Annotated in this window: 24 protein-coding genes; 2 read left to right on the top strand and 22 right to left on the bottom strand. The window is 41.8% G+C overall.

What is annotated here, in order from left to right; all coding sequences use genetic code 11:
• Positions 1-96 precede the first annotated feature (96 nt).
• The 11 genes from BMW45_RS15880 to BMW45_RS15830 all read right to left on the bottom strand — a co-directional run bounded on the left by BMW45_RS15880 (position 97) and on the right by BMW45_RS15830 (position 8,463).
• The gene (locus BMW45_RS15880; protein ID WP_092245607.1) at positions 97-495 is read right to left on the bottom strand and encodes a GNAT family N-acetyltransferase; all 399 of its coding nucleotides are present in this window, start codon (positions 493-495) and stop codon (positions 97-99) included.
• Positions 496-580: 85 nt separating this feature from the next.
• The gene (locus BMW45_RS15875) at positions 581-766 is read right to left on the bottom strand and encodes a hypothetical protein (protein ID WP_092245604.1); all 186 of its coding nucleotides are present in this window, start codon (positions 764-766) and stop codon (positions 581-583) included.
• Between the two features lie 76 nt (positions 767-842).
• Positions 843-1,046, bottom strand: a complete 204-nt coding sequence (locus tag BMW45_RS15870; RefSeq protein WP_092245601.1) for a helix-turn-helix transcriptional regulator — start codon at positions 1,044-1,046, stop codon at positions 843-845.
• A gap of 5 nt (positions 1,047-1,051) precedes the next feature.
• On the bottom strand, positions 1,052-1,348 hold the full coding sequence (locus tag BMW45_RS15865; protein ID WP_092245598.1) for a hypothetical protein: 297 nt from the start codon (positions 1,346-1,348) through the stop codon (positions 1,052-1,054).
• Positions 1,349-1,620: 272 nt separating this feature from the next.
• On the bottom strand, positions 1,621-2,946 hold the full coding sequence (locus BMW45_RS15860; RefSeq protein WP_092245596.1) for an MATE family efflux transporter: 1,326 nt from the start codon (positions 2,944-2,946) through the stop codon (positions 1,621-1,623).
• A gap of 13 nt (positions 2,947-2,959) precedes the next feature.
• The gene (locus BMW45_RS15855; RefSeq protein WP_092245593.1) at positions 2,960-3,736 is read right to left on the bottom strand and encodes an ABC transporter ATP-binding protein; all 777 of its coding nucleotides are present in this window, start codon (positions 3,734-3,736) and stop codon (positions 2,960-2,962) included.
• Positions 3,737-4,852, bottom strand: a complete 1,116-nt coding sequence (locus tag BMW45_RS15850) for a FecCD family ABC transporter permease (protein ID WP_092245590.1) — start codon at positions 4,850-4,852, stop codon at positions 3,737-3,739.
• 2 nt (positions 4,853-4,854) lie between these two features.
• Positions 4,855-5,886, bottom strand: a complete 1,032-nt coding sequence (locus BMW45_RS15845) for an ABC transporter substrate-binding protein (protein ID WP_092245587.1) — start codon at positions 5,884-5,886, stop codon at positions 4,855-4,857.
• Between the two features lie 204 nt (positions 5,887-6,090).
• A complete protein-coding gene (locus BMW45_RS15840; RefSeq protein WP_092245584.1) occupies positions 6,091-7,131 on the bottom strand; it encodes a helix-turn-helix domain-containing protein in 1,041 nt (346 codons plus the stop codon).
• Between the two features lie 85 nt (positions 7,132-7,216).
• The gene (gene ygiD, locus BMW45_RS15835) at positions 7,217-7,987 is read right to left on the bottom strand and encodes a 4,5-DOPA-extradiol-dioxygenase (protein ID WP_092245581.1); all 771 of its coding nucleotides are present in this window, start codon (positions 7,985-7,987) and stop codon (positions 7,217-7,219) included.
• A 176-nt stretch (positions 7,988-8,163) separates the two neighbouring features.
• Positions 8,164-8,463: an MGMT family protein gene (locus tag BMW45_RS15830; protein ID WP_092245578.1), complete on the bottom strand. Its 300-nt coding sequence runs from the start codon at positions 8,461-8,463 to the stop codon at positions 8,164-8,166.
• Between the two features lie 355 nt (positions 8,464-8,818).
• Between BMW45_RS15830 and BMW45_RS15825 the strand changes: the two genes are divergently transcribed.
• On the top strand, positions 8,819-10,402 hold the full coding sequence (locus BMW45_RS15825) for a ClC family H(+)/Cl(-) exchange transporter (RefSeq protein ID WP_092245576.1): 1,584 nt from the start codon (positions 8,819-8,821) through the stop codon (positions 10,400-10,402).
• A gap of 228 nt (positions 10,403-10,630) precedes the next feature.
• On the opposite strand, the gene BMW45_RS15820 is transcribed toward BMW45_RS15825, so the two are convergent.
• The 7 genes from BMW45_RS15820 to BMW45_RS15790 all read right to left on the bottom strand — a co-directional run bounded on the left by BMW45_RS15820 (position 10,631) and on the right by BMW45_RS15790 (position 18,184).
• Positions 10,631-10,978: a VOC family protein gene (locus BMW45_RS15820; RefSeq protein WP_025233971.1), complete on the bottom strand. Its 348-nt coding sequence runs from the start codon at positions 10,976-10,978 to the stop codon at positions 10,631-10,633.
• 121 nt (positions 10,979-11,099) lie between these two features.
• On the bottom strand, positions 11,100-12,380 hold the full coding sequence (locus tag BMW45_RS15815; RefSeq protein ID WP_092245573.1) for an SLC13 family permease: 1,281 nt from the start codon (positions 12,378-12,380) through the stop codon (positions 11,100-11,102).
• A 111-nt stretch (positions 12,381-12,491) separates the two neighbouring features.
• Positions 12,492-13,580 carry a PdxA family dehydrogenase gene (locus BMW45_RS15810; RefSeq protein WP_092246566.1) on the bottom strand — a complete coding sequence of 363 codons (1,089 nt, stop codon included), beginning with the start codon at positions 13,578-13,580 and terminating at the stop codon, positions 12,492-12,494.
• A gap of 7 nt (positions 13,581-13,587) precedes the next feature.
• Positions 13,588-14,496: a 4-hydroxy-tetrahydrodipicolinate synthase gene (gene dapA, locus BMW45_RS15805; RefSeq protein WP_092245570.1), complete on the bottom strand. Its 909-nt coding sequence runs from the start codon at positions 14,494-14,496 to the stop codon at positions 13,588-13,590.
• Positions 14,497-14,528: 32 nt separating this feature from the next.
• Positions 14,529-15,692: an iron-containing alcohol dehydrogenase gene (locus BMW45_RS15800; protein WP_092245567.1), complete on the bottom strand. Its 1,164-nt coding sequence runs from the start codon at positions 15,690-15,692 to the stop codon at positions 14,529-14,531.
• A 55-nt stretch (positions 15,693-15,747) separates the two neighbouring features.
• Positions 15,748-16,911: a sialidase family protein gene (locus BMW45_RS15795; protein ID WP_092245564.1), complete on the bottom strand. Its 1,164-nt coding sequence runs from the start codon at positions 16,909-16,911 to the stop codon at positions 15,748-15,750.
• A 31-nt stretch (positions 16,912-16,942) separates the two neighbouring features.
• On the bottom strand, positions 16,943-18,184 hold the full coding sequence (locus BMW45_RS15790; protein WP_092245561.1) for a four-carbon acid sugar kinase family protein: 1,242 nt from the start codon (positions 18,182-18,184) through the stop codon (positions 16,943-16,945).
• A gap of 246 nt (positions 18,185-18,430) precedes the next feature.
• Here BMW45_RS15790 and BMW45_RS15785 point away from each other — a divergent pair, with 246 nt between their 5' ends.
• Positions 18,431-20,215 carry a sigma-54-dependent transcriptional regulator gene (locus tag BMW45_RS15785; protein WP_092245558.1) on the top strand — a complete coding sequence of 595 codons (1,785 nt, stop codon included), beginning with the start codon at positions 18,431-18,433 and terminating at the stop codon, positions 20,213-20,215.
• A gap of 207 nt (positions 20,216-20,422) precedes the next feature.
• On the opposite strand, the gene BMW45_RS15780 is transcribed toward BMW45_RS15785, so the two are convergent.
• From BMW45_RS15780 to phoU, 4 genes are all read right to left on the bottom strand, one after another.
• On the bottom strand, positions 20,423-20,773 hold the full coding sequence (locus BMW45_RS15780; RefSeq protein WP_092245555.1) for a DUF2200 domain-containing protein: 351 nt from the start codon (positions 20,771-20,773) through the stop codon (positions 20,423-20,425).
• A gap of 2 nt (positions 20,774-20,775) precedes the next feature.
• Entirely contained in the window at positions 20,776-20,922 is a 147-nt protein-coding gene (locus BMW45_RS27525; RefSeq protein WP_242883055.1) for a hypothetical protein, read from the bottom strand.
• A gap of 14 nt (positions 20,923-20,936) precedes the next feature.
• On the bottom strand, positions 20,937-21,719 hold the full coding sequence (locus BMW45_RS15775) for a TIM barrel protein (RefSeq protein ID WP_330390784.1): 783 nt from the start codon (positions 21,717-21,719) through the stop codon (positions 20,937-20,939).
• A 429-nt stretch (positions 21,720-22,148) separates the two neighbouring features.
• Positions 22,149-22,811: a phosphate signaling complex protein PhoU gene (gene phoU / locus BMW45_RS15770; protein ID WP_035286750.1), complete on the bottom strand. Its 663-nt coding sequence runs from the start codon at positions 22,809-22,811 to the stop codon at positions 22,149-22,151.
• Between the last annotated feature and the right edge of the window lie 31 nt (positions 22,812-22,842).

Below are 22,842 nucleotides of genomic sequence, written 5' to 3'. Positions count from 1 at the left end.
TCTTCTCTTATTTATTCTTCTTTCTTCTTAGTCAACAATAACCCCGTACTAAACGAAATCATTCTAGGCTAAAATTCGCTTTTTAAGAATATTCGCTCACTCATTTCTTCTCCAAACGCCTCCAAGACATGAAGTAAAACCGCACTCTTCATAAAAGTTGCAGTTGGCTTCTTCAAATGTTACTGTTACAATTGAAATTTCTTTTACTTCTGCTACTTGTAGCAACTTTTTCACAAGTGCATTACCAATACCTTTTCCTTGGTAACTTGGATGAACGATAATATCCTCAAGATATCCGTGTTCTATACCTGGGCCTACCATACATCCAAATGCAATCAGACTATTATTCTTATCCCGTAAACCTGCCCAAAACAAACAATGCTCAAATAAAGAGGGATAGTCTGCATCTCTACGTTCCCAGCCTACGGCTTCTCGAAGTTCAGGAACCTCATGATTTTTAATTTCTAAATTTATTAAAATATTAAAACTTTCCATTTTATCATTACCTCTTTATTTTTCATAAATTACAAATAATACCTAGCAATCTACATTTGTCAATGTTCCCGGAAAGAAAACAATTTTAATTTTTCTTTTTTATACACATGCCAACTAACATTCCTACCATATACCCGAAACCTAAACACATCACTCCAAAAATAAAATGTCCAAATATAATGCTAAAACACATTGCTACTGCACCCACCATCATACCAAAACACATTCCCAGTACTATATAATTTTTTTCATTATCATCTTTTTTACTCAAACTTTTACCTCTAAATTCTGATCTCCCGATTTAATAACTTCTACGCTTTCTTTAATATACTGCCGTGCAGTTTTCATTAAAGTGTGGTTGAGTCAGGTTCAAAAAGCTCATCCACCGTCGTTCCCAGTATATTTGCCAGCTTAAAGGCTAATAGCAGAGTAGGGTCATATTTGTCGTTTTCAATTGCATTTATAGTTTGTCGTGTGACACCTAACGCCGTAGCCAAGTCTTCCTGTCTATATTTTTTTTCTTTACGTAATTCTCGTATGATATTTTTCATAATTCTCAACGACCAATAGTAAAATACAGGATTGCGCCAAAGAAAATAAGTAGAATTATCACACCTAAAGAAATTAGAATTTGTTTTATACCACTTTTGTCGTCAACTTTTATCTTTTCAATGCCCGTTACAAAAAAGTAAACCAGAAACTGTAGCCCGAACAGGATAAACGGAAGTGATGTCTGTTGACTTTTAACATAGTTAAATCCCCCCCATATAACGAGGGAAAAAACCAAAAAGGCCCAACTCCATTTAATTCCTTTCTGGTTTATCTTTAATTCCATCTCATCCATCTTTCTCATAAAAGCCTCCAAAATGTCAAAAGTATTTTACATTTACAGAATACTATTCATATGTAAAAATGTCAAGAGAATTTTACATTTTTTAAAAGAAACGCTTTAAAGTTTTAGCAAATCTTTAACCTTATCAAATATTTTCCTGCATTCTCCTTCCGTATTACATGTTGCTACATAGATAAATGTAAAATTTCATGCCCTTCCCACTCTAAACTCATGTTTTCTTATTTTACGGGTATACCTTTCATCTATTTTCTAAAGATCATTGATTAAACTAACTAGCCTTTTTGCAGCATGACTTTCTTGTACATATAAAAACCTAATAAATCTGACAAAAACCATCCTGCAACAATCGCCCAGCAAACACCCGAAAAGCCCCTGACAGGTGCTAATGAATAGGCCAGCAATACTCTCAATCCCTGTGATACCATGGTCATCAAAATTGATATTTTAATGGCTCCAAGGCCCCTGAAAAATCCATAAAACATAACAATAAAGCCAAGCAATACATAAAATATGGAAACAATTCTAAGATAGCCAACACCGACAGCGATTACCTCTGTTGCATTTTTGTTTACGAAAAGAGTGATCAAGTTTGGGGCAAAGATAAATGCGACAATGCTGATTACTGCCGACAGGATTATAATAATCCTTGAAGTTGCATGAAACCCCTCCCGGATTCTTTTTGTTTCTCCAGCACCTTCATTCTGTGCAGTATATGTAGAAAAAGAATTACCCAGATCTTGCAAAGGGGCATTGGCGACAGAGTCGATTTTAGAGCAAGCTGCAAATGCAGCCATAACCGTTGAACCAAAGGTATTAACCAATCCCTGAATTAGCATCATTCCGAAGCTGGAAATTGACTGTTGCAGCGCTGTCAAGACGGAAAAAGTAGCGATCTTATTAAATGCAGACTTGCTGAAAATTAAGTCCTCCCGCTTGAAATTCAGAAATTGCATTCGTTTTATTGTATAAATACCGCAGCCTATAGCAGCGAAACCCTGTGTAAGAAGCGTGGCAATCGCTGCACCTGCGGTCCCCATGTGAAACACCACTACAAAGATCAAATCTAAAATGAGATTTGATATACAAGAGGCAATTAAAAAATATAATGGAGTTTTTGAATCTCCAAATGACCGTAATAGAAAAGCGAATGCGTTATACATACCGATAAAAATAAAACCATAAAAAACATATTTTAAATAATCTGCAGCATAGACGGCTGTCTTCTCTGGCATTTGATAAAGGGCGATAATCTGTGGTAAAAAAATTGATGTTACAACCGTAATCAATACGCTTACACTAAACAGAAAAATTAAGGCTGTGGAAATCGTTTTTTTCAGTTCATCATACTGCCCGCCTCCATAGAGCTGAGAAAAAATTGCCGAAGCACCCATAGCAAGTCCCAGCAAAATAGATGTTATAAACACGGTTACAGCACTTGAAGAACCAACTGCTGCAAATGCATCTGTGCCTACAAATTTCCCTATTACAATTGCATCAATAATACTGTAAAATTGTTGAAGTAAATCTCCGATAAATAACGGAATGAAAAATTTTAGAATAATCCGTGATGGATTTCCTTTGGTCATATCAATTTCCATCTTTAATTCCCTCCTAGCACCTATTAGTAGAGGGCAGGTATGCGATTGCTAAATCACCGGTAATCGGATTGGAGTAAACCTCACAATCTATTTCAAAAACCTGCCTGATAAGATTTTTCGTCAGCACTGCTTTTGGATTTCCTGAAGCTATGATCTGTCCGTCTTTAACTACGTAAAGAATGTCGCAGTAAACAGATGCCATAGAAAGATCATGGAGGGCTGCAAGAACACCAATATTTAATGATTTGACAACAGATAGAATCTGAAGCTGATATTTAATATCCAGATGATTGGTCGGCTCATCGAGGATTAGAAATTTCGGCTCTTGAGCAATTGCTCTGGCCAATATTACCCGTTGTTTTTCGCCGCCGGATAATGTTAAATAGCTTCTGTCCGCATACTTTGCCAGGTTAACTCTTTCTAACGCATCGGCTGCAATTTTATAATCCTCCATATTGTCAGATTCCATGAAATGTTTGTGCGGTGTTCTCCCCATCATCACCATCTCGCGGACAGTAAAATCAAAGCTCAATTCATTAAATTGGCCTACCACCCCCATATCTTCAGAGATAGCACGTGCAGATGATTTTAAAACATCCTTATCTCCTAAAAAGACAATGCCTTTCTGCGGCTTGATAACTTTATAAATACTTTTCAGCAAGGTGGATTTTCCACACCCATTTGGTCCAATAATTCCAACAAATTGTTTATCATCCACTTTCATGCTGATGTCTTTTACAATATCTGCACCCGATAAGGTGACTGATACGTGATCTACTTTTAAATTCAATTATCTTCCTCCGAATCCATAGCTTTTTCTAATCAGTATATACATAAACACAGGTGCACCAAAAAGTGAAGTGACGATACCTATCGGCATTTCTCCATTTGGAATTACTGTTCGGGCAAAAATATCTGTCCACATCATAAACAAACCTCCGAAAAGAATCGCCGCCGGGACTAGCCGCTTATGATCTGACCCCACAATGCTACGTACAATATGAGGAATGATAAGACCTACAAATCCAATAATTCCGCAGCTGGAAACCAGAACACCTGTTACTACGGAGGAAATCACCATGTACAACCGTCTGTAAAAATTCAAATTGACACCCAAGGTGATCGCGGTTTCTTCTCCCATTAGCATTGTGTTCATTACTCTTGATTGGAACAGGAAAAAGATTATTGCTGCTATTACCACTGCAGACACAAGAGGCAAAGTATCCCATTCCGCTGATGCCAGACTTCCCATTGTCCAAAAGGATACAGAACGTATACCCTCCGAGTTTTTCGCGAAATAAATGATAAAGTTTGAAGAAGCACTGCATAGAGCATTAATTACAGTTCCAGCTAAAACCAGCTTGACAGAAGATGTTTTTCCTCCGATACTGGCAAGCACCAATACAAGTGCCGCAGCACTCAGTGCACCAATAAATGCCCATGTCGCAACCCCGAACTCTCCGAGCATTCCTCCTGCCCCAAATCCAAGCATAATTGAGAAGGTTGCTCCTAAGGCACCTCCAGATGAAATTCCTAAGATATAGGGGTCAGCCAAAGGGTTTTGTACGGAAGCCTGCATTACTACTCCGCAAAGTGCCAGCCCAGCCCCCACAATCATTGCCAACAGAACCCTGGGAAATCGAATTTGCCAGATAATATCTGCAAACATTCTGTTTACCAACTCACTTTCATCACCGATTTGGCCCCCAGTCAATTGATGTATCAATATCTTAAATGATTGCTGAAAGGGTATCGATACTTGACCAATGGATACTGAAATAACAACCGTTGCAACGACAGCAACGAGTAAAATCATAAAAATTATTGAGAATGAAGATTGCTTATGTAAGCTGCATTTAAAGGTCTGCCAGGCATTCTTTTGTTCTTCTTTTTGTATTGAAACCATCTTTATTCCTCCCTAAACAATTCAGGATGAATAAACTCTGCAACATCCTCATATAAATCCGCAAGATTAAGGCTGCCACGAATAGCATTTGTATAATCAGCCACCATTACACTCCCTGTTTTAATAGCAGTAACATTTTTTAAGCTTGAATTATTAAGTAATAAATGCTTTGCAGCGTCGCTGTCGGATTTCTGGAACTCGGTGACAATGATTTTATCAGGGTTAATAGAAAGGATGGATTCGGTAGACATCTCTACATAGGTATCCTCTGATACTTTTATGTACTCACCGCCTGCGCCTTCCACCATTTCATCTATGACACAGAGGGTAGGACCGTAATAGTAATAAGTATCCTTTTGACCTCCAGCAAAAAGCAAAATCCTTGGCTTATTAGCCGACTGTGAGGCTTTGTCCTGAATCACTTTAATTCGAGTTTTCTGATCCTCTACAAAAGCATCTGTTTTATCTTTAATATTTAATACCATTCCCAAATTGTTAATGTCGTCAAAAACACTGTTAATTGTACGGCCCATAGTATAGTTAATACCTGTAAGAACAGGAATTCCTCTTTCATTCCAAAACGAAATGTCACCAAGGCGTTCATCGGTAAACGTCGAAGACATGGCAACAATTAAATCCGGCTCCAGTGCGATAATAGATTCCTTAGAAGGCCACGTATCCGTGAGCAGCGGAATCTGTTTGATCTGCTCCTCATATTGGGAATAGGAATTGTCTAAATAGGCCAGTCCTGCAATCTTGTCTTTTTCTCCAAAGTGAATCATTAACTCTGCAAGGCCCTGCCCAATTACGACAATTCTCTCTGGCTCCTCATTAACAGTTTGCTGAATTTTGTTTCCTTTATTGTCATAAATAGTAAATTTTAAAGGATAATAACCGCCCTGTTGTGGGGTACCGGTCTGGTTGGTTGATACTGGTTTTGAAGCTTCATTTTCGTTTGTTGACTGTTGTGAGCAAGCCGCCAATGCGGTACAACAGATAATTGCCATTAGAATAGATGTTGTTTTTTTTAGCATGTATATCCCTCCTGTATTATATTTAGTTAGTTATGGCTAACTAGTAGTATATTGTACCGCATAAACGCTTATGAACTATATTGCTTGCGATGCCGATTTATATTGAGTAAAAGACTTTCAATAAATGAATATGGAAAAAACAAAAAACCACAAGTATGTACTTGTGGTTTAAGAACAATGTTTTTAAATTATTTTAGCTAAAACCTATTCTGCATTACGCAGCAATGAGGATTCCCGATATTTTAATGGGGTAATACCATATTGTTTTTTAAATGCTGCACAGAAATTGCTGGAGCTTGAATAGCCAATATCATAGGCAATTTCATTAACTGATTTCTCTGTGTTCAGCAGCATGGAAGAAGCCTGTTGCAACGAAAATTTCCTGTGATAGCTGAAAATAGTATCTCCATAAATAAGCTTGAAACCTTTGGTCAGTTTTTTAGGATTAATGACCAACTTCTTAGATAGCGAAAGGATGCTTGGTAATTCAAAAGGCTGTTCAAGCAAAATTCGTGGAATTTCCTTTATTTTTTGTAATTCATAAGGGGTGAGCGCTGTTGGCTCAAACTTATCATACCTCATAATTTCGTTAGATACGATCATTGATAATATTTCCATAACTTTACTTTCGTAAAATAAAGTGCGGGTTTTTGCAGGGAGGCGGCAATTAAATATCTGCAGAAAAGCAGCGGCGATTTCAAGGGGAGTATCTAAACCCAAATAATACTCCGAGCGAAGCTGGTCTTCCAGTTTTTCTATCGTATCATTCCATACATCGACTCCTGTGCTTCCAAAATAAGAAGGAAGTGCATGCCTGTTGGCTGTTATGGAAACTCCCTGATACTTTTGACCTGCACAACGCTTGATAATACCTTTCATATCCTGTGATAAAGAGATGGATAAGTTGTTTTGGCTAAAGCAAGTATCTCCTGCCTTTTCTTCTTCTATATACATGCATCCGTCTATACAGTATTCAATCTCGAAATAATTGTGGGTTAAATCAAATGCTGTTACAATATCCTTATTAAACACAAAATCATAGATGAGCAGCATAGCATTGCCGAGCAAATTATATATTTGTATGGTTCCCTTGCCATACTCCGGTTTTATATCATAAACGATTCCTTTCCTCATATCGTGGTTAGGCAAGAAACGAGCATCCCCTATTTGCTCATGCATGGCTCTATATTGCTCTAGCATAGCGGCATATCCATTATTTGAATTGATATAGAATTTATGCTCCATTTATAAGCTCCTTTCTTGTCTTATTATCAAAAAACTATATATTTTTCAGATCAATAGTTTTGTTATGTGGTATATGTGTTGCCATCTATGTAAATAAATAGCTTGTCATAGACAAGGACCCCATCATGCAGCTGTTGTTATAAGTTGATATCTTATCTTCTTTATCGGAGGCGCCAAGTATATATAAGATTGGATTAAAATGATCCGGCGTAGGTACGGCTAATTTTGCTGTTTCTCCCAAGCTCAGATAATTAATGACATTCTCATGATTTCTATTTTCAATATTCTCTTTTATATAATCATCAAACTTATATGCCCAATCAAAGCCTTTGTCTTCTATCCCCCAATCAATCATTCGTAGGTTGTGAACAATATTTCCGGTGCCAAACAATAAAACGCCTTGATGCCTTAAGGATTTTAACTCCTTGCCTATCTGATAATGAACTTCCGGCGGCGCGGAGGCATCTATGCTAATTTGAATAACGGGGATATCTCTTTCGGGGTACATATGGACCAAAACAGACCAGGTGCCGTGGTCAATGCCCCAGGAATTATCAAATACACTTTGTTTGCTGATTAAACTTTTTACATTTTCCGCAAGTTTCGGATTGCCGGGAACATTATATGGAATCTCATATAACTCTTTAGGAAATCCGTACATATCATAAATTGTCTTTGGATTTTCCTCATTCATAATCTTTGTGCCTTTCGTATACCAATGTGCCGAAATTGATACTATTGACTCAGGCTTAGGTATTTTCTTGGCCATTTCCTTCCAGTTCCTTGTATAGCGGTTATCTTCTATTGCGTTCATAGGCGAGCCATGGCCTATAAACATCATCGGCATTTTAGACATATTGTCAACTCCCTTTCATTTTATATGAATCAATTGATATTTGATTTTATGAATATTGTTGCGCTCTAATTTGAAATTCTAATCTGACCACTTAACTTTTAAATCTGACTTAGTAGACTTATTCACACGAACCGAATGTGACATAGGTGCCGCCAAAAGCTACAGCAGCATTGATCTCATATTCCATATATAGAAATATCTATGTATCCGTCCTCAGTCACCTCTATTCCTTCCGATATAAGAAGTTCTCTTTGAATAGCTGCATCTCTTTTATCCGTGATTGATATTTTGCCTTTGGAGTTAATGATCCGGTGCCAAGGGAGGTTGTACTTCTCAGACATAGAATGAAGTATCCTGACTACCTGCCTCGCACCTCTAGTATTTCCTGCAAGTCTTGCAACCCGTCCGTAGCTCATAACTCTCCCATATGGTATTCCCTTTATTATTACTAGGACTTCCTCAGTAAACTGTGTCATATCAAACAAATCTCCTTATCAATTGGCATATCCTTCCGTATCTCTGGACGTATCCTCGCCTATGTTTTTATCTTCCTCTGTTTCAATTTCATGAATATGACCTATAAACTGCGTTTATTACCGGCACTCAAATTATATCATATTTTTCAAGTTAATGAAATGCATCCCTCAACTGTATTACCTAAATCCCACAAAACTCCAGACTGCAATTGCATACAGATGTATTAATAAAATTTTCCATGAGACAGCCATTACAGAGAAAAATACAGCATTTGACTTGCAAACAGAAATTTTAAGAACTATAATTTTATATTGTTTGCAGATGAAACAAAATACAGCTACAGGAGGGATGATTATGCAGACTGAATGTCACACGGTAAAGAATACCATCAATCGTTACCGAAGTTTTCGCTATGCTCTAATATTGGAAGGAATTGCTGTTGGTGCAATTTCAGGCGTTATTGTTGTGCTTTTCCGGTATCTCCTGACCTATGCGGAGAAATTGCTTAATATAGTTTTAAGCTATGGAAAAGAACACATATGGGTGATACCGGTGTGGTTTGTTTTTTTGGCAGCCGCAGCTTTTGTTGTTGCAATGCTGTTGAAATGGGAATCCTTTATATCCGGAAGTGGGATTCCCCAGGTAGAAGGTGAGATGATGGGGGAATTAGACCCCTGTTGGTGGAGAGTCCTGATCGCAAAGATGGGGGGAGGTCTTCTTTCCATTGGGTGCGGTCTGTCACTGGGAAGGGAGGGACCAAGTATTCAGCTGGGTGCAATGGCTGCAAAGGGCTTGTCGCGCCTGACCAAAAGAGCCAGAACAGAGGAGAAGCTTCTAATTACATGCGGGGCCAGCGCCGGACTTTCTGCTGCATTTAATGCTCCCATTGCCGGTGTTCTATTCTCCTTGGAAGAGGTTCACAAGCATTTTTCACCGGAACTGCTTTTATCTACTATGGCCTCCTCCATTACGGCTGATTACGTTTCCAGAAATGTGTTTGGTCTTCAGCCGGCTTTTAATTTTCAGATCAGCACTATGATGCCTTTATCTACATATGGCCACGTGATTCTCTTCGGGGTAATCCTGGGAGCTATGGGAGTTCTTTATAACAACTGCCTTTCCATGACTCAGGATTTGTATATGAGAATCCAGGTTCAGGCGGTCCGGGTTCTGATTCCATTTTTACTGGCTGGAATTTTCGGTTTTACCTACCCATATGTACTAGGCGGAGGTCATTCCCTGGTGGAAACACTGACCAGCAGCCAGATGGCACTTGGGGCATTGATCGTACTTCTGATCGCTAAATTCAGTTTTTCCATGTTAAGCTTTGGCTGCGGTGCACCGGGTGGAATCTTTCTTCCTCTTCTGGTAATCGGAGCATTAAGCGGAAGTATTTATTACCATGCAGCTGGATTGGTAACCGGTTCCTTAAACGGACTTCTGGATAATTTTATCATTTTGGGAATGGCAGGTTGTTTTTCTGCCATTGTCCGCTCTCCCATCACCGGGGTCATTCTGATCAGTGAGATGACCGGCAGTTTCTCTCATTTGCTGACACTGTCCATGGTTGCCCTGGTGGCCTATATCATCCCTGATATGTTTCATACGGCTCCCGTCTATGACCAGCTTCTTCACCGGTTACTGGCAAAGATGAAACCGGAAATTCACTCTTCTCTTAGCAGAGAAAAGGTACTGGTAGAAGGAATGATATTTCACGGAAGTGATGCAGATGGACAGAAAGTTTCTGAGATCGACTGGCCCCAGACCTGTCTGCTGGTATCGCTTATGAGGGGTGAAGCGGAGTTTGTTCCGCGGGGAAATACAACATTATCGGCCGGGGATAAAATTGTAATCCTGTGCGACGAATCCGCTCAGGGGAAAATCCACAGAGTCCTGCAGGAAATGTGTCAAACAGTAAAAATATCTTCTCAAAAATAAAGTAAGCTGTTGATAACTTTTCGAATAATCACATCGTCCTTCGAAAGAATATCTTTCATTCGCATCACGCAACGCCCTATACCCTTTTTCGATGACTATATACGAGAAAATTGTTACCTCTATTAAAAATTGCACCCCTTTCGCCTAACATGTTATCACATGCCTAACTTTTGGGGTGCAGTTAAAACTGAGGTTTATTTCGTTGCATTGATTCAATTGGTTTTGCCGTTACTTTTGCATAATATGGATGGCAAATCCGCCAAACTCGCCGTCTAAATAGACGTTCTTCAGTTTGCCTTCCTCGGAATATGCGGCAGTATCCATGTTGAAAGAGAAGCCTTTTTCTTTCAACTCTTCTGCGGCAGCGGTCAAATCAGGTGTACGCATAGCAATATGGCCGTTTGCCCCCAGGAATGGAGCCTTCATACACTCAAAGTAAGGACCGCCGAATTCGGACTTTTGTCCATGACGAGGCTCCAGGTTAAACATCATGCTCAGAAGCTGAGCCAGTCTTTCTGCCTCCTCAGCATTTGGGGTATTGATGCCGATATGCTCCAGTTCAAATTTATTATTCATAATTATACCTCTTTCTCAAAATGTCGGTTGATTATCCGTTTCATATAAAGTCGGATATTTTTTTGATACACATTGAATGCGTTTGGTCACTGCTTGCCATTCATTTAAGTAATTTAGAATCTTACATTGGGAACAATAGCAAAGCTCCGGCAGTTAAAGCAAGCAGGCGGATAAAGTACATCGGAATTGTGTATTTCCAAAACTCTATTAGATTGTACTTACCAATTCCCATTACCATAGCAGGCATACCGTCAATTGGTAAGAAATGGCCATTCCAGCCCGAAACTACAATTGCAGCAGCAGCTGCTGTTGGATTTAGGCCCAAGCTCATGCAGGTAGCAATAGCCATAGGTGCAAATACATACACAGTACCTATAGTGGATCCTGTAAGGGTTGCAAGTACACTTGTTAACATGCAGAAAACAAAGATCAGGATGAAAGGATTGATATTAGTGCCAAGCATATTAGCTACAGTTTCGCCAACTAAAGCAGTTAAGCCTGTACTGCCTAGAGCATCAGCTACACCGATGACGCCAGCAGACATCAAAATAATCGGAGCACCGATGTTGTTACGAATTTCATCGAAATTCAGAACACCGATAGCTAAAACCAGACATGCAGATAAACCTGGAATCATATATCCTGCATCGCCAACTTTACTTTGAAGAATCATACCAACAACAGCTGCAATAAAGGCTGCATATGTTGTATTTTCTTTCCATTTTGGTAAATCGTAAACTATTTCTTTAGACTTATCAGCGTCGAGTTCTGTATCTTCAACATTTTTGTTAGGTAGAACTTTATAACCAATTAAAGCCCATACTACATAAGCTAATGAAAGTATTAGATTTACAATAGAGAATTTTGCTAAGGAAACGCTGGTAATACCTGAACCAGCAGCTCCTAAAACAGCAATAACAATCCCATATTGTAATGTAACATTTACAGGAATTAGTGGATGGTTAGCTGCGAAACCAGCAGCAGCAATAACTTTACCACGTGGTAACTTGTCAGTATACTGTATAGTAGATAATATACCTAAAGTAAGAACATAGAATGCAGTTGAGCCCGTGCCAAAGATACTGCTAGCCAACATAACGATAATAAATAACAGTATATATGCCTTAAATCCACCTTTGTTAGCCATATTCAAAATTGTTTTTCTGAAAGTACCAATAAGGCTGGTTTTTTGAAGAGCGGCCACGATTGCCATGAAAGAGGCAAGCATAATAATGGTAGCGTTAGAAAAACCGCCGAAAGCAGTCTTGATATCGGTTATTCCAAAAAGAACCATTAGCAGACATGCGAGAATTGGAGGTGCGCCGAACGGAAGTTTTTCTGTCATGATTAAAATAATCATGAATGCAGTGATAGCAATGGCAATAATCATTGGGATAGTCATTTGATTGAACTCCTCTCTATTATACAGGATTATTTTTTGCATTTGGGACATTATATCAATTCAATCGTTCTGTTTGGTAAAATGCGTGTACAGTGTATATACCATACAATATCAGGCTTCTTTCCTGGCATGAACCATAAGGATAGCATAATCTATGGCATTGACCAGGCTCAGCTCGCTGGAACGGCCGCTGCCTGCAAGGTCGATGCCGGTGCCATGGTCCACGCTGGCACGAATGATAGGCAGACCCAGGGTTACATTCACACCTTCGACAGCCTCCCAGTGCTTTTCCTCACGGTTATAAACAAAGCCTTTCACCTTTAAAGGGATATGACCTTGATCGTGGTACATGGCCACAACGATGTCATACCATCCGCCCAGTGCCTTAGAGAACACGGTATCGGGAGGAGTAGGCTTCTTTTCAGGGATCATGATGCCCTCAGCCATGGCAGCCTCGATGGCAGGCTGGATTTCTTTGACTTCCTCCCAGCCAAACATGCCGTTCTCACCACAATGGGGATTCAGCCCTGCAACGCCAATTTTAGGTTCTTTAATTCCCAGTGCTTTGCAGCCTTCGTTGGCAATGCGGATGCAATCCAGGACACGATCTTTCTTGACACGGTCACAAGCTTCTCGTAAAGACACATGAGTGGAAACATGGACGACCCGCAGATCGCCGTGAGCCAGCATCATGGTGTACTTAGGGGTGTCCGTGTAATCTGCATAAATCTCGGTATGGCCTGAGTAGTGGTGGCCAGCCATGTTTATGGCTTCCTTGCTCAGAGCATTGGTAACCGTAGCATCGATCTGGCCATCCTGATCCAGCTGAATAACTTTTACAACGTACTGGAAAGCTGCCTCTCCGCCCAGGGCACAGGCTCCCACGCCAAAAGGCTCAGGTACATCCAGTCTGGAGGTATCTGGAATTTCGTCTGCAGGAATCAGCTTCAAATCCATTAAGTCGATGGTGCCATAGGTATACTTGCCTTCGGCGGGTGTGGATACCACATTCAGCTCCAGATGAATGCCGTGAACTATCCCGGCCACCTTCAGAGCGTAACGCATGGAAGTCTCGTCGCCTACTACTAAGGGTTTACAACGCTGGTAGATTTCTTCATCTGCCAGTGCACGAACAGTTATTTCTGGACCATTTCCAAAGGGGTCTCCCATAGAAATGCCTATCACAGGTTTAAATTTCATACTCATATTAACACATCCCTTTGTCGGCGTTTTCCTTCAAAACTTGTTTTAGTGCGGTGGCGCCTTCGTCGCATAGGTAGTTGAATGGACGGCGGCAGTCGCCTACAGGATAACCAAGCAAAGAAACAGCCTTTTTAACAACCGTGTTCGGATTACCATATTTGAATACGGCACGGAAGGAGGCGATGGAGTCTTGGGCGGTTTTCGCCTCTTCAAGCTTACCAGCCTTGAACAGTTCATAAATAGATGCAAGAACATGAGGGTATACGTTTGCACATCCTGCGATGCCGCCTGCACCTCCTGCCTCCAGGCAAGGCAGAATCAGTGAATCGTTTCCCGACAAAACACGGAAGTCTTTGTCTAAGTCCTTAGTAAGGTTGATGTAGGCAAGTAAGTTATCCCAGTCACCGCTGGAGTCTTTGGCACCCATGATGATGTCTACATCTTTAGCCAGCTTTGCAACGGTTTCAGGAAGCAATTTGTTGCCTGTGCGTGCAGGGATATTGTACAGTACAATTGGAATGTCTACATGCTTGGCAATTTCCACGTAATGGTCGTAAAGCTCTTTTTGAGAAGCAAGTGCAAAGCTGGGGGTGATAATGGATAGCACGTCGGCACCAAGCTCCTGCGCTTTCCTGCTGATACGAATGGTATCAACCGTGGAAATGCAGCCGGTACCTGCGTACACCGGAACGCGATGCTTTACTTGGTCGATCGTAGCTTCCAGAACCTCAATTTTTTCATTTTCACTTAGGATGTACCCTTCGCCGTTGGTTCCAAACGGGAACAGACCATGGACGCCGCCCTCCAACATGCGTTCAATCTGGTTTCCCAGCTCCTTCAGATTGATCGATTCATCGGGATTCATCGGGGTCAGAATCGGTGGGATAATGCCTTTTAATTCAACATTCTTCATAGTAACTCTCTCCTTTTTTATTTGCATAATAATTATAGGATTTCTAAGTACAGATTTCTTGCATCCTCTGCAGTTACAAGACGCATATTATTTACCAGCAAGCGCTGCACTTGCATACCAGCCTCTACTAAACCATCCAGATCCTCTGGTGGAACGCCAAATTCCTTTAAGCTGGTTGGAATTTCTAAATGACGTACAATTCGCTCAAGCTGCCCAATCATCCATTCTGCCTTTTCATTCGCTGTCTGGCAGATAGTTTTGGTGTCATGGCAGCAGCGGTTATAGGCCTGAGCAAAACGATCCTGACAGACAGGTGCATTGAAACGCATAACCGGAGCCAGTAAGATAGCATTGGAAACGCCGTGGGCAATGTGATACTTGCCACCCAAAGGATAGCTTAGGGCGTGTACCGCTGTGGTACCGGAAGCTGTGATTGCAATACCGGCATAGAATGCAGCAATCTGCATCTTGCTCTTCGCTTCCATTGCCTCGGGATCATCACAGGCAGAGATAATATTGTTCAAAATCAGATCAAGCGCTTCCATGGCAAAGGTGTCTGAGAATGGATTAGCCTTTTTGCTGGTGTAGCACTCAATGGCGTGAGCTAAGGCATCCACGCCGGTAGCGGCAGCGATCGGTCTAGGTAAATTTTTAATCATGCGGGAATCTAAAATCACATAATTGGCAATCATATTTTCATTTACTATGCCAACTTTCAGCTCTTTTTCCGGAACTGCGACAATGGCATTTGGAGTTACCTCCGCACCGGTGCCGGCGGTGGTGGGAATCAGAATTGTTGGGACACACCTTTTTGCACGCCCCGGCTCATCCAGTAGTTCCTTTACACCGTATTCATCGGTTACAAGCACGCTGGCCAGCTTGGCAGCATCCAAAACACTGCCGCCGCCGCAGGCAATAATCATATCTGCGCTACTTGCTTTGAATTGATCAACAATATTCTGCACCGCTATGTAGGACGGCTCTGGCGGAATCTCGTCCAGTACATAGTAATCTGCTCCCGCAGCCTTTACTGCTGCTTCCGGCAAATCAAACAGTCCGGAGGCATGTATTCCCTTGTCAGTAAACATGGCTACACGTTTAACTTGATGATTCTTTAGGATTGCGGTAATATTGTCTATTGAGTTTTCGCCGCCGTAAACGGCATGGGGCAATTTTACATTGTATACAGTCTGCATCTGACATCACTCCTTCTGGTAACCATTTAGTAAAAGACTTCCTTGTGGCTGTTACTCATTTTGTGCCCTCGCCGGAGGTAGGGTTGTACACGCCGACGAACTCACGCTTTGCGCCGATAACATCTTCTTCGGTGAAGCTAACGTATTTAATGCACTTACGGGTGTACGCTGCGTATGTCAGATGCAGTCTGCCATCGGTACTCTGAATCAGATAAGGGTACTCGTACTGCTTGTTGTTTGTTTTATTCTCCTCACCGATGTATCCCTCGCCGCGTTCCATCAAGCGGATTAATGGGAAAGTAAGACCGCCGTCTTCTGACAGTGCCACAGCAACAGGGCAACGCAGCCCCGGCCATGCAGCTTTGCCTGGAACAGGTGATGGAGTGGATGTGGGATTATATGCCACAGCCACACGACCGCTTTTGGTACGGATAGCACTAATAGAGGAATTATTGTTCGGCAGAGGAGTCGTTTTCGGCTCTGACCAGGTTTCGCCCCAGTCCAGAGATTCGCTGCGGTAGACATTGTCAGCCTCACGGCTTCGCATGAAAGCTGCAAGGTGCCCGACATCAAGCTCCACAACGGTAGGATGAACACGGCCACGGCTGCCCGGCATCTCTACCATACGCCAGGATTTGCCCTGGTCATCAGAAATCTGGAATACACTGGGGTCACCGGACAAACCTTCTTCAGAGTCGGTGCACAGCCAGTTGCCAAAAATCCAGCGGCCATTTTTCAGAATCTGAATCGGCTGGCGGCAAAAGCTGCCCTCTCTTTGGAAGACGGTTTCATATCCGCCCCAGGTCAGGCCGCCATCAAAGCTCTTCTGGCATCTTATTTGAGAGGTGAACTGCATGTTGTCTTTGCCCTCAATGCGGTCCAGCTGCGCGGTGTACATACACCAAACAGCACCGTCAGGGCCATTGAATAAAGATGGATTCTGCTCGCTGCGCTTTGGGTCACCGGAAACGGAGACCGGCGACCTCCATCGTTCGGCCCCCTTGGGAAGGCGGGCACATACAATATGTACGTCGGCTTCTCCTTCATAAGTTCCAGCAAACCAGCAGCACAGCATGTCGCCGTTTGGCAGTTCCAGCATGGCAGGAGAATGACAGGTGGCAAAAGGGCCGGGAGGTACCATGGATTCCACAGTACCCATTTCTTCGTTGCGGTAGATACGACCGTCTAAAGTCAAACCGGCGAGAGTAGGATAGTTCATAATTTATACCTCCAGTTCATATTTTGATCTTCTAGGAAATCTTTTCTGCTAATTTAATAAGCAGATCCTGATCTCCAAAACCACCGGATTTTGAAATAATGTGATATGTTTTATTCTTGTAAATAAATTCTGTTAAAACAACTCCGGTTGCCATTTCGCAAATTGGCGTCAGCTCCGAAATGCCTACCGCTTGCATTAACGCCATCAGCGTATCGCCGCCGGTACACAAAAGAGTAGCGTTCAGACCGCCGTCAAGCATTCGCTTAATTAAAGCTGCCAGATTATCCGAAATTTGCACCCGAAGCTGTTCCATTGTCAAGTTATGTTCCCGTGCGTAGATATCGGTATCCTCACACCCTTCCGGGTCATTCACATCAAGAATAAAGCATTTTTTAGCATATGCCTGTGCCAGCCATTGACGAACACATCCGACCGCTGCCTTACTATCCGCCCAGCGATCTTCCAGTTTTTGAACAGGATTCAAATTTACATGCGGAAAGCCGTGTTCCTGTGCCGCCTTCATTTGGCTGATCGTTACTGGATTGACACTGCCACAAGCTATAAACAGGGTATCTTCAAGCTTTGGTATCTTAGGGGCAGGCCCCTTCAAATTCAGCATATCTGCAAGCACTGCTGCAAACCCGGCACATCCTGCACAGAATCGCAGCCGATCCAGTCCCAGTTCCCTGCCGATGTGTTTTAAATCTGCATCTGTTTCAGCATCAAATACCTGGATGCCGGGATTTGAAATCTTATGCGCTTCCTTTCGCGGGTGTATCAACACCGGCATATTTGTTTGCTGTCCAAGGATATCCGCCACCGCCGAGTCCAAAATCGGTTCAAAAGGATCCTGGCCAAATACGCTCTGGTCCACAGGTACACCGTCGACATAGTGAATCCCCTCCCGTGTGACTCTGCCCAGTTTGGGAAAAGCAGGGAGAAACGGAATGATGTCGATACCTGTTGCGTCCATCAGTGCCATCAATTCACTGCCAATATTTCCCCGCAGTGCGGAGTCTGTCTTTTTATAAATGTAAGCAATTCCGGCTTGATATGCTCTATGCACTATGCTGTACACAATCTCATAGGCCTCCTCCGGCTGCACATGCCGGGTTTCTGCAACCATAACTAAAACTTCTACTGTTTTTTCAATTGATCGGAAATCATAGTTTAAATCTGTGACCACGACTGTTGCAGCACCCCTGGCTGCAAACTGCACCCCAGTGTCAAGTGCGCCCGTGAAGTCATCTGCAATGATTAAAAGCTTTACCATACATTCACCTCCTGTTGTTTCATTTTGAAACAGTTTAGAAGGGCTAATTCCTTTTTTTGTACATTACGGAAATTGTTAATCCCTTTTTCTTTAAATTTATATTCATTTTATATAAAACCCACTGCTTTCGTCAAGTTATTTTCGTCTATAAATCGTTTACTTTTGAAACATACGAAAAATTTGTTGCTTAATTTTTGTGCATTTGGTATAATACGTTCAAATATGAAACGAATTATTGAGGTGCCTATGAAGAATGATATTCGTGTTTTGGGCATTGCGCCCTATGAGGGAATGAAAATTCAGATGCTCAATCTGGCGAAAGAATATCCCCAGATTGATTTGACAGTCTATGTGGGGGATATGGAGCAGGGTCTTATCATCGCCCGGAATAACTTTCATGGAGATTACGATGTGGTAATATCACGTGGTGCTACGGCGCAGATGCTGCGGCAGCAGCTAACCATTCCGGTAATCGAAATTGAAATTTCTATGTACGATATTCTCTGTGCCATCAAACTGGCGGGCGGGCTGAAAAAAAAGACTACCATGATTTCCTTCGCCTATATTCGAAACCATGTGCTGCCCTTATGCGAATTGCTGGAATGTGACATTGATATCTATACAGTAGATTCTATTGAGGCGGTGGAGCCGACCCTGCGCAGTCTTCAGGATAAACAGTGCGAGACCATACTCTGCGACGTGATTGTTAACACCGCTGCCCAGCGGCTCGGTATCAATTCCTTCCTGATCACCTCCGGGATAGACAGTATCCGAAATGCTTTTAACCAGGCATTGCTGCTATGCGAAAGCCAACAATACCTGCAGGATGAAAATTTGTTTTTTCGAGAGCTTATTCGCGGACAGATCGGGCATACGATTGTCTTTGACAGTCAGGGAAATTTGTTTCTGTCTACGCTGGAAGACATAAAGCCTGAATTATTGGAATTGCTGCGTCAGGAACTATCCCAATCCGGACAGGAAGAGGATCAGCGAATCAGCCGTTCACTGAAAGGCATGCGCTACTCCATTCGTGTTCGGCAAATTGCCAGCGGCTCTTTGCGATACACCGCTTTTTTCTTCGATGAAAGAAAATTGCCGGTATCCTCAACCCAGATGGGTATCAGTTTCTTCGGTCGAGCGGAAGCAGAGGCAGCTTACTACAACAGCATTTTCAGCTTTGCAGGGAATCTCCAAGGTTCTCAGCAGGAAATTGATCAAATAAGCCAAAGCACTGCCCCTGTCATCTTCACAGGCGAGGATGGAACAGGTAAGGAATCCATCGTCAGCATGCTTTACATCAGGGGCCCGCTGCACAACAACCCCTTAGTGTCCATCAACTGCAGCCTGCTGAACGACCGTAGCTGGGCATTTCTTATGGAGCATCACAACTCTCCGTTGGCAGACGAAGGCAGCACCCTATACTTTGCAAATGTGGATGTATTATCTTTGGAACGACAGTACCAGCTTATCGCTGTGCTAAAGGAAATGGATGTGTGCCAGCGAAACAGGGTAATGATTTCCTGTGTTTGCCAGAGCGGCGAATATATATCTAAAGTAGGTGCTCTTTTCCGAGAAAAGCTTTCCTGTCTTTCCTTGTATCTGCCCCCGTTGCGTCAACTCTCCCATCAGATTCCCACTCTGATGAATCTATGCCTGAGCCATATGAACGTCAACATGCCCCGGCAGATTTTAGGTGCCGATCCGGAAGCGCTGTCTCTACTGCAAAGTTACAACTGGCCCCATAATTACACCCAGTTCCGCCGGGTAATTGGGGAACTTGCAATAACGGGTACCAGCCAAATCATCACCGCCGAAAATGTCCGTCAGGTACTGCGCAAGGAGCGGCACGTTGGTGCTTTCTCCTCCTTAAAAGAAAATGCCGCCACTCCTCTGGATTTAAACCGTACGCTTTCAGAGATCAGCCAGGACATCGCTATCCGGGTGGTCAACGAAACCGAGGGCAACCACACTGCTGCAGCCAAACGCTTGGGTATCAGCCGTACAACCCTATGGCGTCTGTTGCAAAAATAATACGCAATAAAGCACACAAGTATCTGTCAATTAAACATATGAGTACCTGGGAGGGACAAAAAAAGCTAGTAAAACATTGTTTACCAGCTTCAAACTACAAACAAAGGAGCTAGGGTACAAGCCCTAGCTCTATTTTTATTTTATTTTTAAATATTCCCAATACGGAAACAAAAAATCTTATTTTATAGTTCTTTTCAAAAGCGACTACTAGCCTCTCAACACCTTCTCCATCGGCTTACCTTTTGCCAGTTCATCCACCAATTTGTCTAACCAGCGTACCTTCTGCATAAGCGGATCTTCGATTTCCTCGATGCGAACCCCGCAGATTACTCCGGTGATTTTAGAAGCGTTTGGATTGATTTGAGGGGCTCCGGCAAAGAACGTCTCAAAATCAACATCTTTTTCGATTTGAGACTGTAATCCGTGTTCATCGTAACCAGTCAACCATTGGATGACGGTATCGACTTCCGCCTTCGTGCGTCCTTTACGCTCAGCTTTTTGAATATACAGAGGGTAGACGCCAGAAAATTCCATTTTATATACACGTTCGTTATTCATTTTCACCCCTCCATTTCCTTCGGTGCTTTATCAGCAACGACATTCCAGTTCACACCGAACTTGTCCGTTACTGCGGCGTGGAACACGCTGTAAAAGGTCTCGGTCGGAGGGAGTACCACTCTATGATACTTTGTCATTTCAATTTTCATGCAATCATTCTCCTTTACAATCTTTCATATGTCTGTTTCAGGAGCAGAGCATCCTTTTCCAGTAACGGACCTTCAGCAATTATACACCCCTTAACGTTAAAATCCCTAATGGCTCTCAGACATTCTCTATAGTTAAAATCACTTTCCATTAATGGAGCATGACTTATTTCTCCCTTTGAGGTATACCTTATACCTCCCATGTGAATATGCAAATCCTCTATTGCGCTCCTGCCCAGATTCTTGCAGACATATTCAAGAATATCCGCAAAATCATCATACCTTCTGAGTCCTCCGTTCGTTCTTGCATGGATATGTGAAAAATCAATACAAAGCTTACAGGTAGGAATCTCTTTACACAAAGCAACCAGTTCCTCCAAAGTACCAAACTGCGTTCCTTTTCCAGTTGTCTCAAGCCTATAATTGACTCCGCAGTCTGGCAGCTTCCTTAAATTGTCCTTAATGGTATCATAAGTTTCTTTCTTTGAATCTTTCATATAGTATCCTGGATGCAATACCAAACTCCTTCCGTTGACCTTTCTCAGCCCGCCGGCAGCATCAATTATTCTTTTTACTGATTGATTCTGTATTTCAACATCATCAGCATTCAAATTCAAATAATGAGACGCATGAGCGGATAGATAAAAATCCTCCTTATTCTTCGCCTCCAGTATCGCCACCTTATTGCGATCCGTTACATTGACATTACGTACAAAAAGAAGTTCCATAGCATCCAATCCCACAGACTTTAAATAATGAATGGCACTTGCATAATTATATTTCTTTGTGCCGTTATGCATCGGCAAACCAGATATACCAAATAACAATTTTTTCATACTTTTTACCAGCCATCTAAATTCCTGCAAAATTAATGGAACCCGGAATTCCCCTTTCATTGTTCAAGTGAATAACTCAATTTGCGAGTTTAACCTCTTACCAGACGATTCATTAATTTTTATTGACAACATGGACACTACAAAAGAAAACATAATTATTTAGTTATTCTGTCCGCTTAAATCTTCTATATCCGTCTTTGTATCTAAATAACCTAGAAGCTATCATATAATATAAGATAACCAATAGTTTCCAAGGGGAGAAAACATTTTTCGGAATGGATATGGGAAAAGCCCACTATTACATGGGCCTTTTTAGTCTGTGTTTTTTAGTTTTAGTTTTTTAGTTTTAGTTTTTCAGAACAGTCTGAAAGGAGATAAATTAGAGGCATGCCTCTAATTTATCTCCTTTAACTCACCTGTAATCATGTATATCGTTCTTTCACAAATATTAGTAGAATGGTCGGCGATTCTCTCAAGATACCTTCCTAAAAATAAAAGTTTAGTACCTTGTTTTGTAAGTTCTCTTTTTTCTGCGATGATGTTAAGGAAATCATTTATAACGGTTTCATAGAGCCTGTCAACATCTTCGTCCCTCTCAGCTGCCTTTTGTGCAAGGGCAATATCCTCATTTACAAAGGCATCAAGGCTCATCTTTAACATTTTCTGAGCAATATCTGCCATCCTTGGAATATCTTTTAGGGAATTCAAAATGGGTTCTTCGCCGATCTCAAGTATTACCTCTGCAATGTTTACTGCATTATCTCCCATTCTCTCAAGATCTGTTATGATTTTCAGTACCGATGCAATTGTCCTTAAATCCTTGGCGAGAGGCTGCTGAAGGGCAAGAAGCATCATACAATCCTTTTCAATTTCAAGTTCTAACTGATCTATTTCGTCATCTTTCTTCAAAACATTCCTTGCAAGATCAAGATCTTGTGTCTTCATAGCAGTCACTGACGTGTCAATAATATTCTCAACCAGAGCTCCCATTTTTAATACCTTTTGTTTAACTTCAAGTATCTTCTGTGTAAAACGTTCTCTAACCAATATGCTCATCTCCTTTAACTAAAAATTATAAAATATACGG

The organism is Lacrimispora sphenoides, assembly GCF_900105215.1.
Taxonomy (GTDB): Bacteria; Bacillota; Clostridia; order Lachnospirales; family Lachnospiraceae; genus Lacrimispora; species Lacrimispora sphenoides_A.
This window is presented reverse-complemented; position numbering and strand designations above follow the sequence as displayed.

What these genes read in the sequence shown, in the direction of transcription:
- BMW45_RS15800 (WP_092245567.1), bottom strand. Translation starts at nt 15,692, where the DNA reads ATGCAGACTGTATACAATGTAAAATTGCCCCATGCCGTTTACGGCGGC.
- BMW45_RS15815 (WP_092245573.1), bottom strand. Translation starts at nt 12,380, where the DNA reads ATGACTATCCCAATGATTATTGCCATTGCTATCACTGCATTCATGATT.
- BMW45_RS15880 (WP_092245607.1), bottom strand. Translation starts at nt 495, where the DNA reads ATGGAAAGTTTTAATATTTTAATAAATTTAGAAATTAAAAATCATGAG.
- BMW45_RS15810 (WP_092246566.1), bottom strand. Translation starts at nt 13,580, where the DNA reads ATGAAATTTAAACCTGTGATAGGCATTTCTATGGGAGACCCCTTTGGA.
- BMW45_RS27525 (WP_242883055.1), bottom strand. Translation starts at nt 20,922, where the DNA reads ATGAAAATTGAAATGACAAAGTATCATAGAGTGGTACTCCCTCCGACC.
- dapA (WP_092245570.1), bottom strand. Translation starts at nt 14,496, where the DNA reads ATGAAGAATGTTGAATTAAAAGGCATTATCCCACCGATTCTGACCCCG.
- BMW45_RS15845 (WP_092245587.1), bottom strand. Translation starts at nt 5,886, where the DNA reads ATGCTAAAAAAAACAACATCTATTCTAATGGCAATTATCTGTTGTACC.
- BMW45_RS15865 (WP_092245598.1), bottom strand. Translation starts at nt 1,348, where the DNA reads ATGAGAAAGATGGATGAGATGGAATTAAAGATAAACCAGAAAGGAATT.
- BMW45_RS15850 (WP_092245590.1), bottom strand. Translation starts at nt 4,852, where the DNA reads ATGGTTTCAATACAAAAAGAAGAACAAAAGAATGCCTGGCAGACCTTT.
- BMW45_RS15825 (WP_092245576.1), top strand. Translation starts at nt 8,819, where the DNA reads ATGCAGACTGAATGTCACACGGTAAAGAATACCATCAATCGTTACCGA.
- BMW45_RS15820 (WP_025233971.1), bottom strand. Translation starts at nt 10,978, where the DNA reads ATGAATAATAAATTTGAACTGGAGCATATCGGCATCAATACCCCAAAT.
- BMW45_RS15790 (WP_092245561.1), bottom strand. Translation starts at nt 18,184, where the DNA reads ATGGTAAAGCTTTTAATCATTGCAGATGACTTCACGGGCGCACTTGAC.
- BMW45_RS15870 (WP_092245601.1), bottom strand. Translation starts at nt 1,046, where the DNA reads ATGAAAAATATCATACGAGAATTACGTAAAGAAAAAAAATATAGACAG.
- BMW45_RS15840 (WP_092245584.1), bottom strand. Translation starts at nt 7,131, where the DNA reads ATGGAGCATAAATTCTATATCAATTCAAATAATGGATATGCCGCTATG.
- BMW45_RS15785 (WP_092245558.1), top strand. Translation starts at nt 18,431, where the DNA reads ATGAAGAATGATATTCGTGTTTTGGGCATTGCGCCCTATGAGGGAATG.
- BMW45_RS15860 (WP_092245596.1), bottom strand. Translation starts at nt 2,946, where the DNA reads ATGGAAATTGATATGACCAAAGGAAATCCATCACGGATTATTCTAAAA.
- ygiD (WP_092245581.1), bottom strand. Translation starts at nt 7,987, where the DNA reads ATGTCTAAAATGCCGATGATGTTTATAGGCCATGGCTCGCCTATGAAC.
- BMW45_RS15795 (WP_092245564.1), bottom strand. Translation starts at nt 16,911, where the DNA reads ATGAACTATCCTACTCTCGCCGGTTTGACTTTAGACGGTCGTATCTAC.
- BMW45_RS15775 (WP_330390784.1), bottom strand. Translation starts at nt 21,719, where the DNA reads ATGCATAACGGCACAAAGAAATATAATTATGCAAGTGCCATTCATTAT.
- BMW45_RS15830 (WP_092245578.1), bottom strand. Translation starts at nt 8,463, where the DNA reads ATGACACAGTTTACTGAGGAAGTCCTAGTAATAATAAAGGGAATACCA.
- phoU (WP_035286750.1), bottom strand. Translation starts at nt 22,811, where the DNA reads ATGAGCATATTGGTTAGAGAACGTTTTACACAGAAGATACTTGAAGTT.
- BMW45_RS15780 (WP_092245555.1), bottom strand. Translation starts at nt 20,773, where the DNA reads ATGAATAACGAACGTGTATATAAAATGGAATTTTCTGGCGTCTACCCT.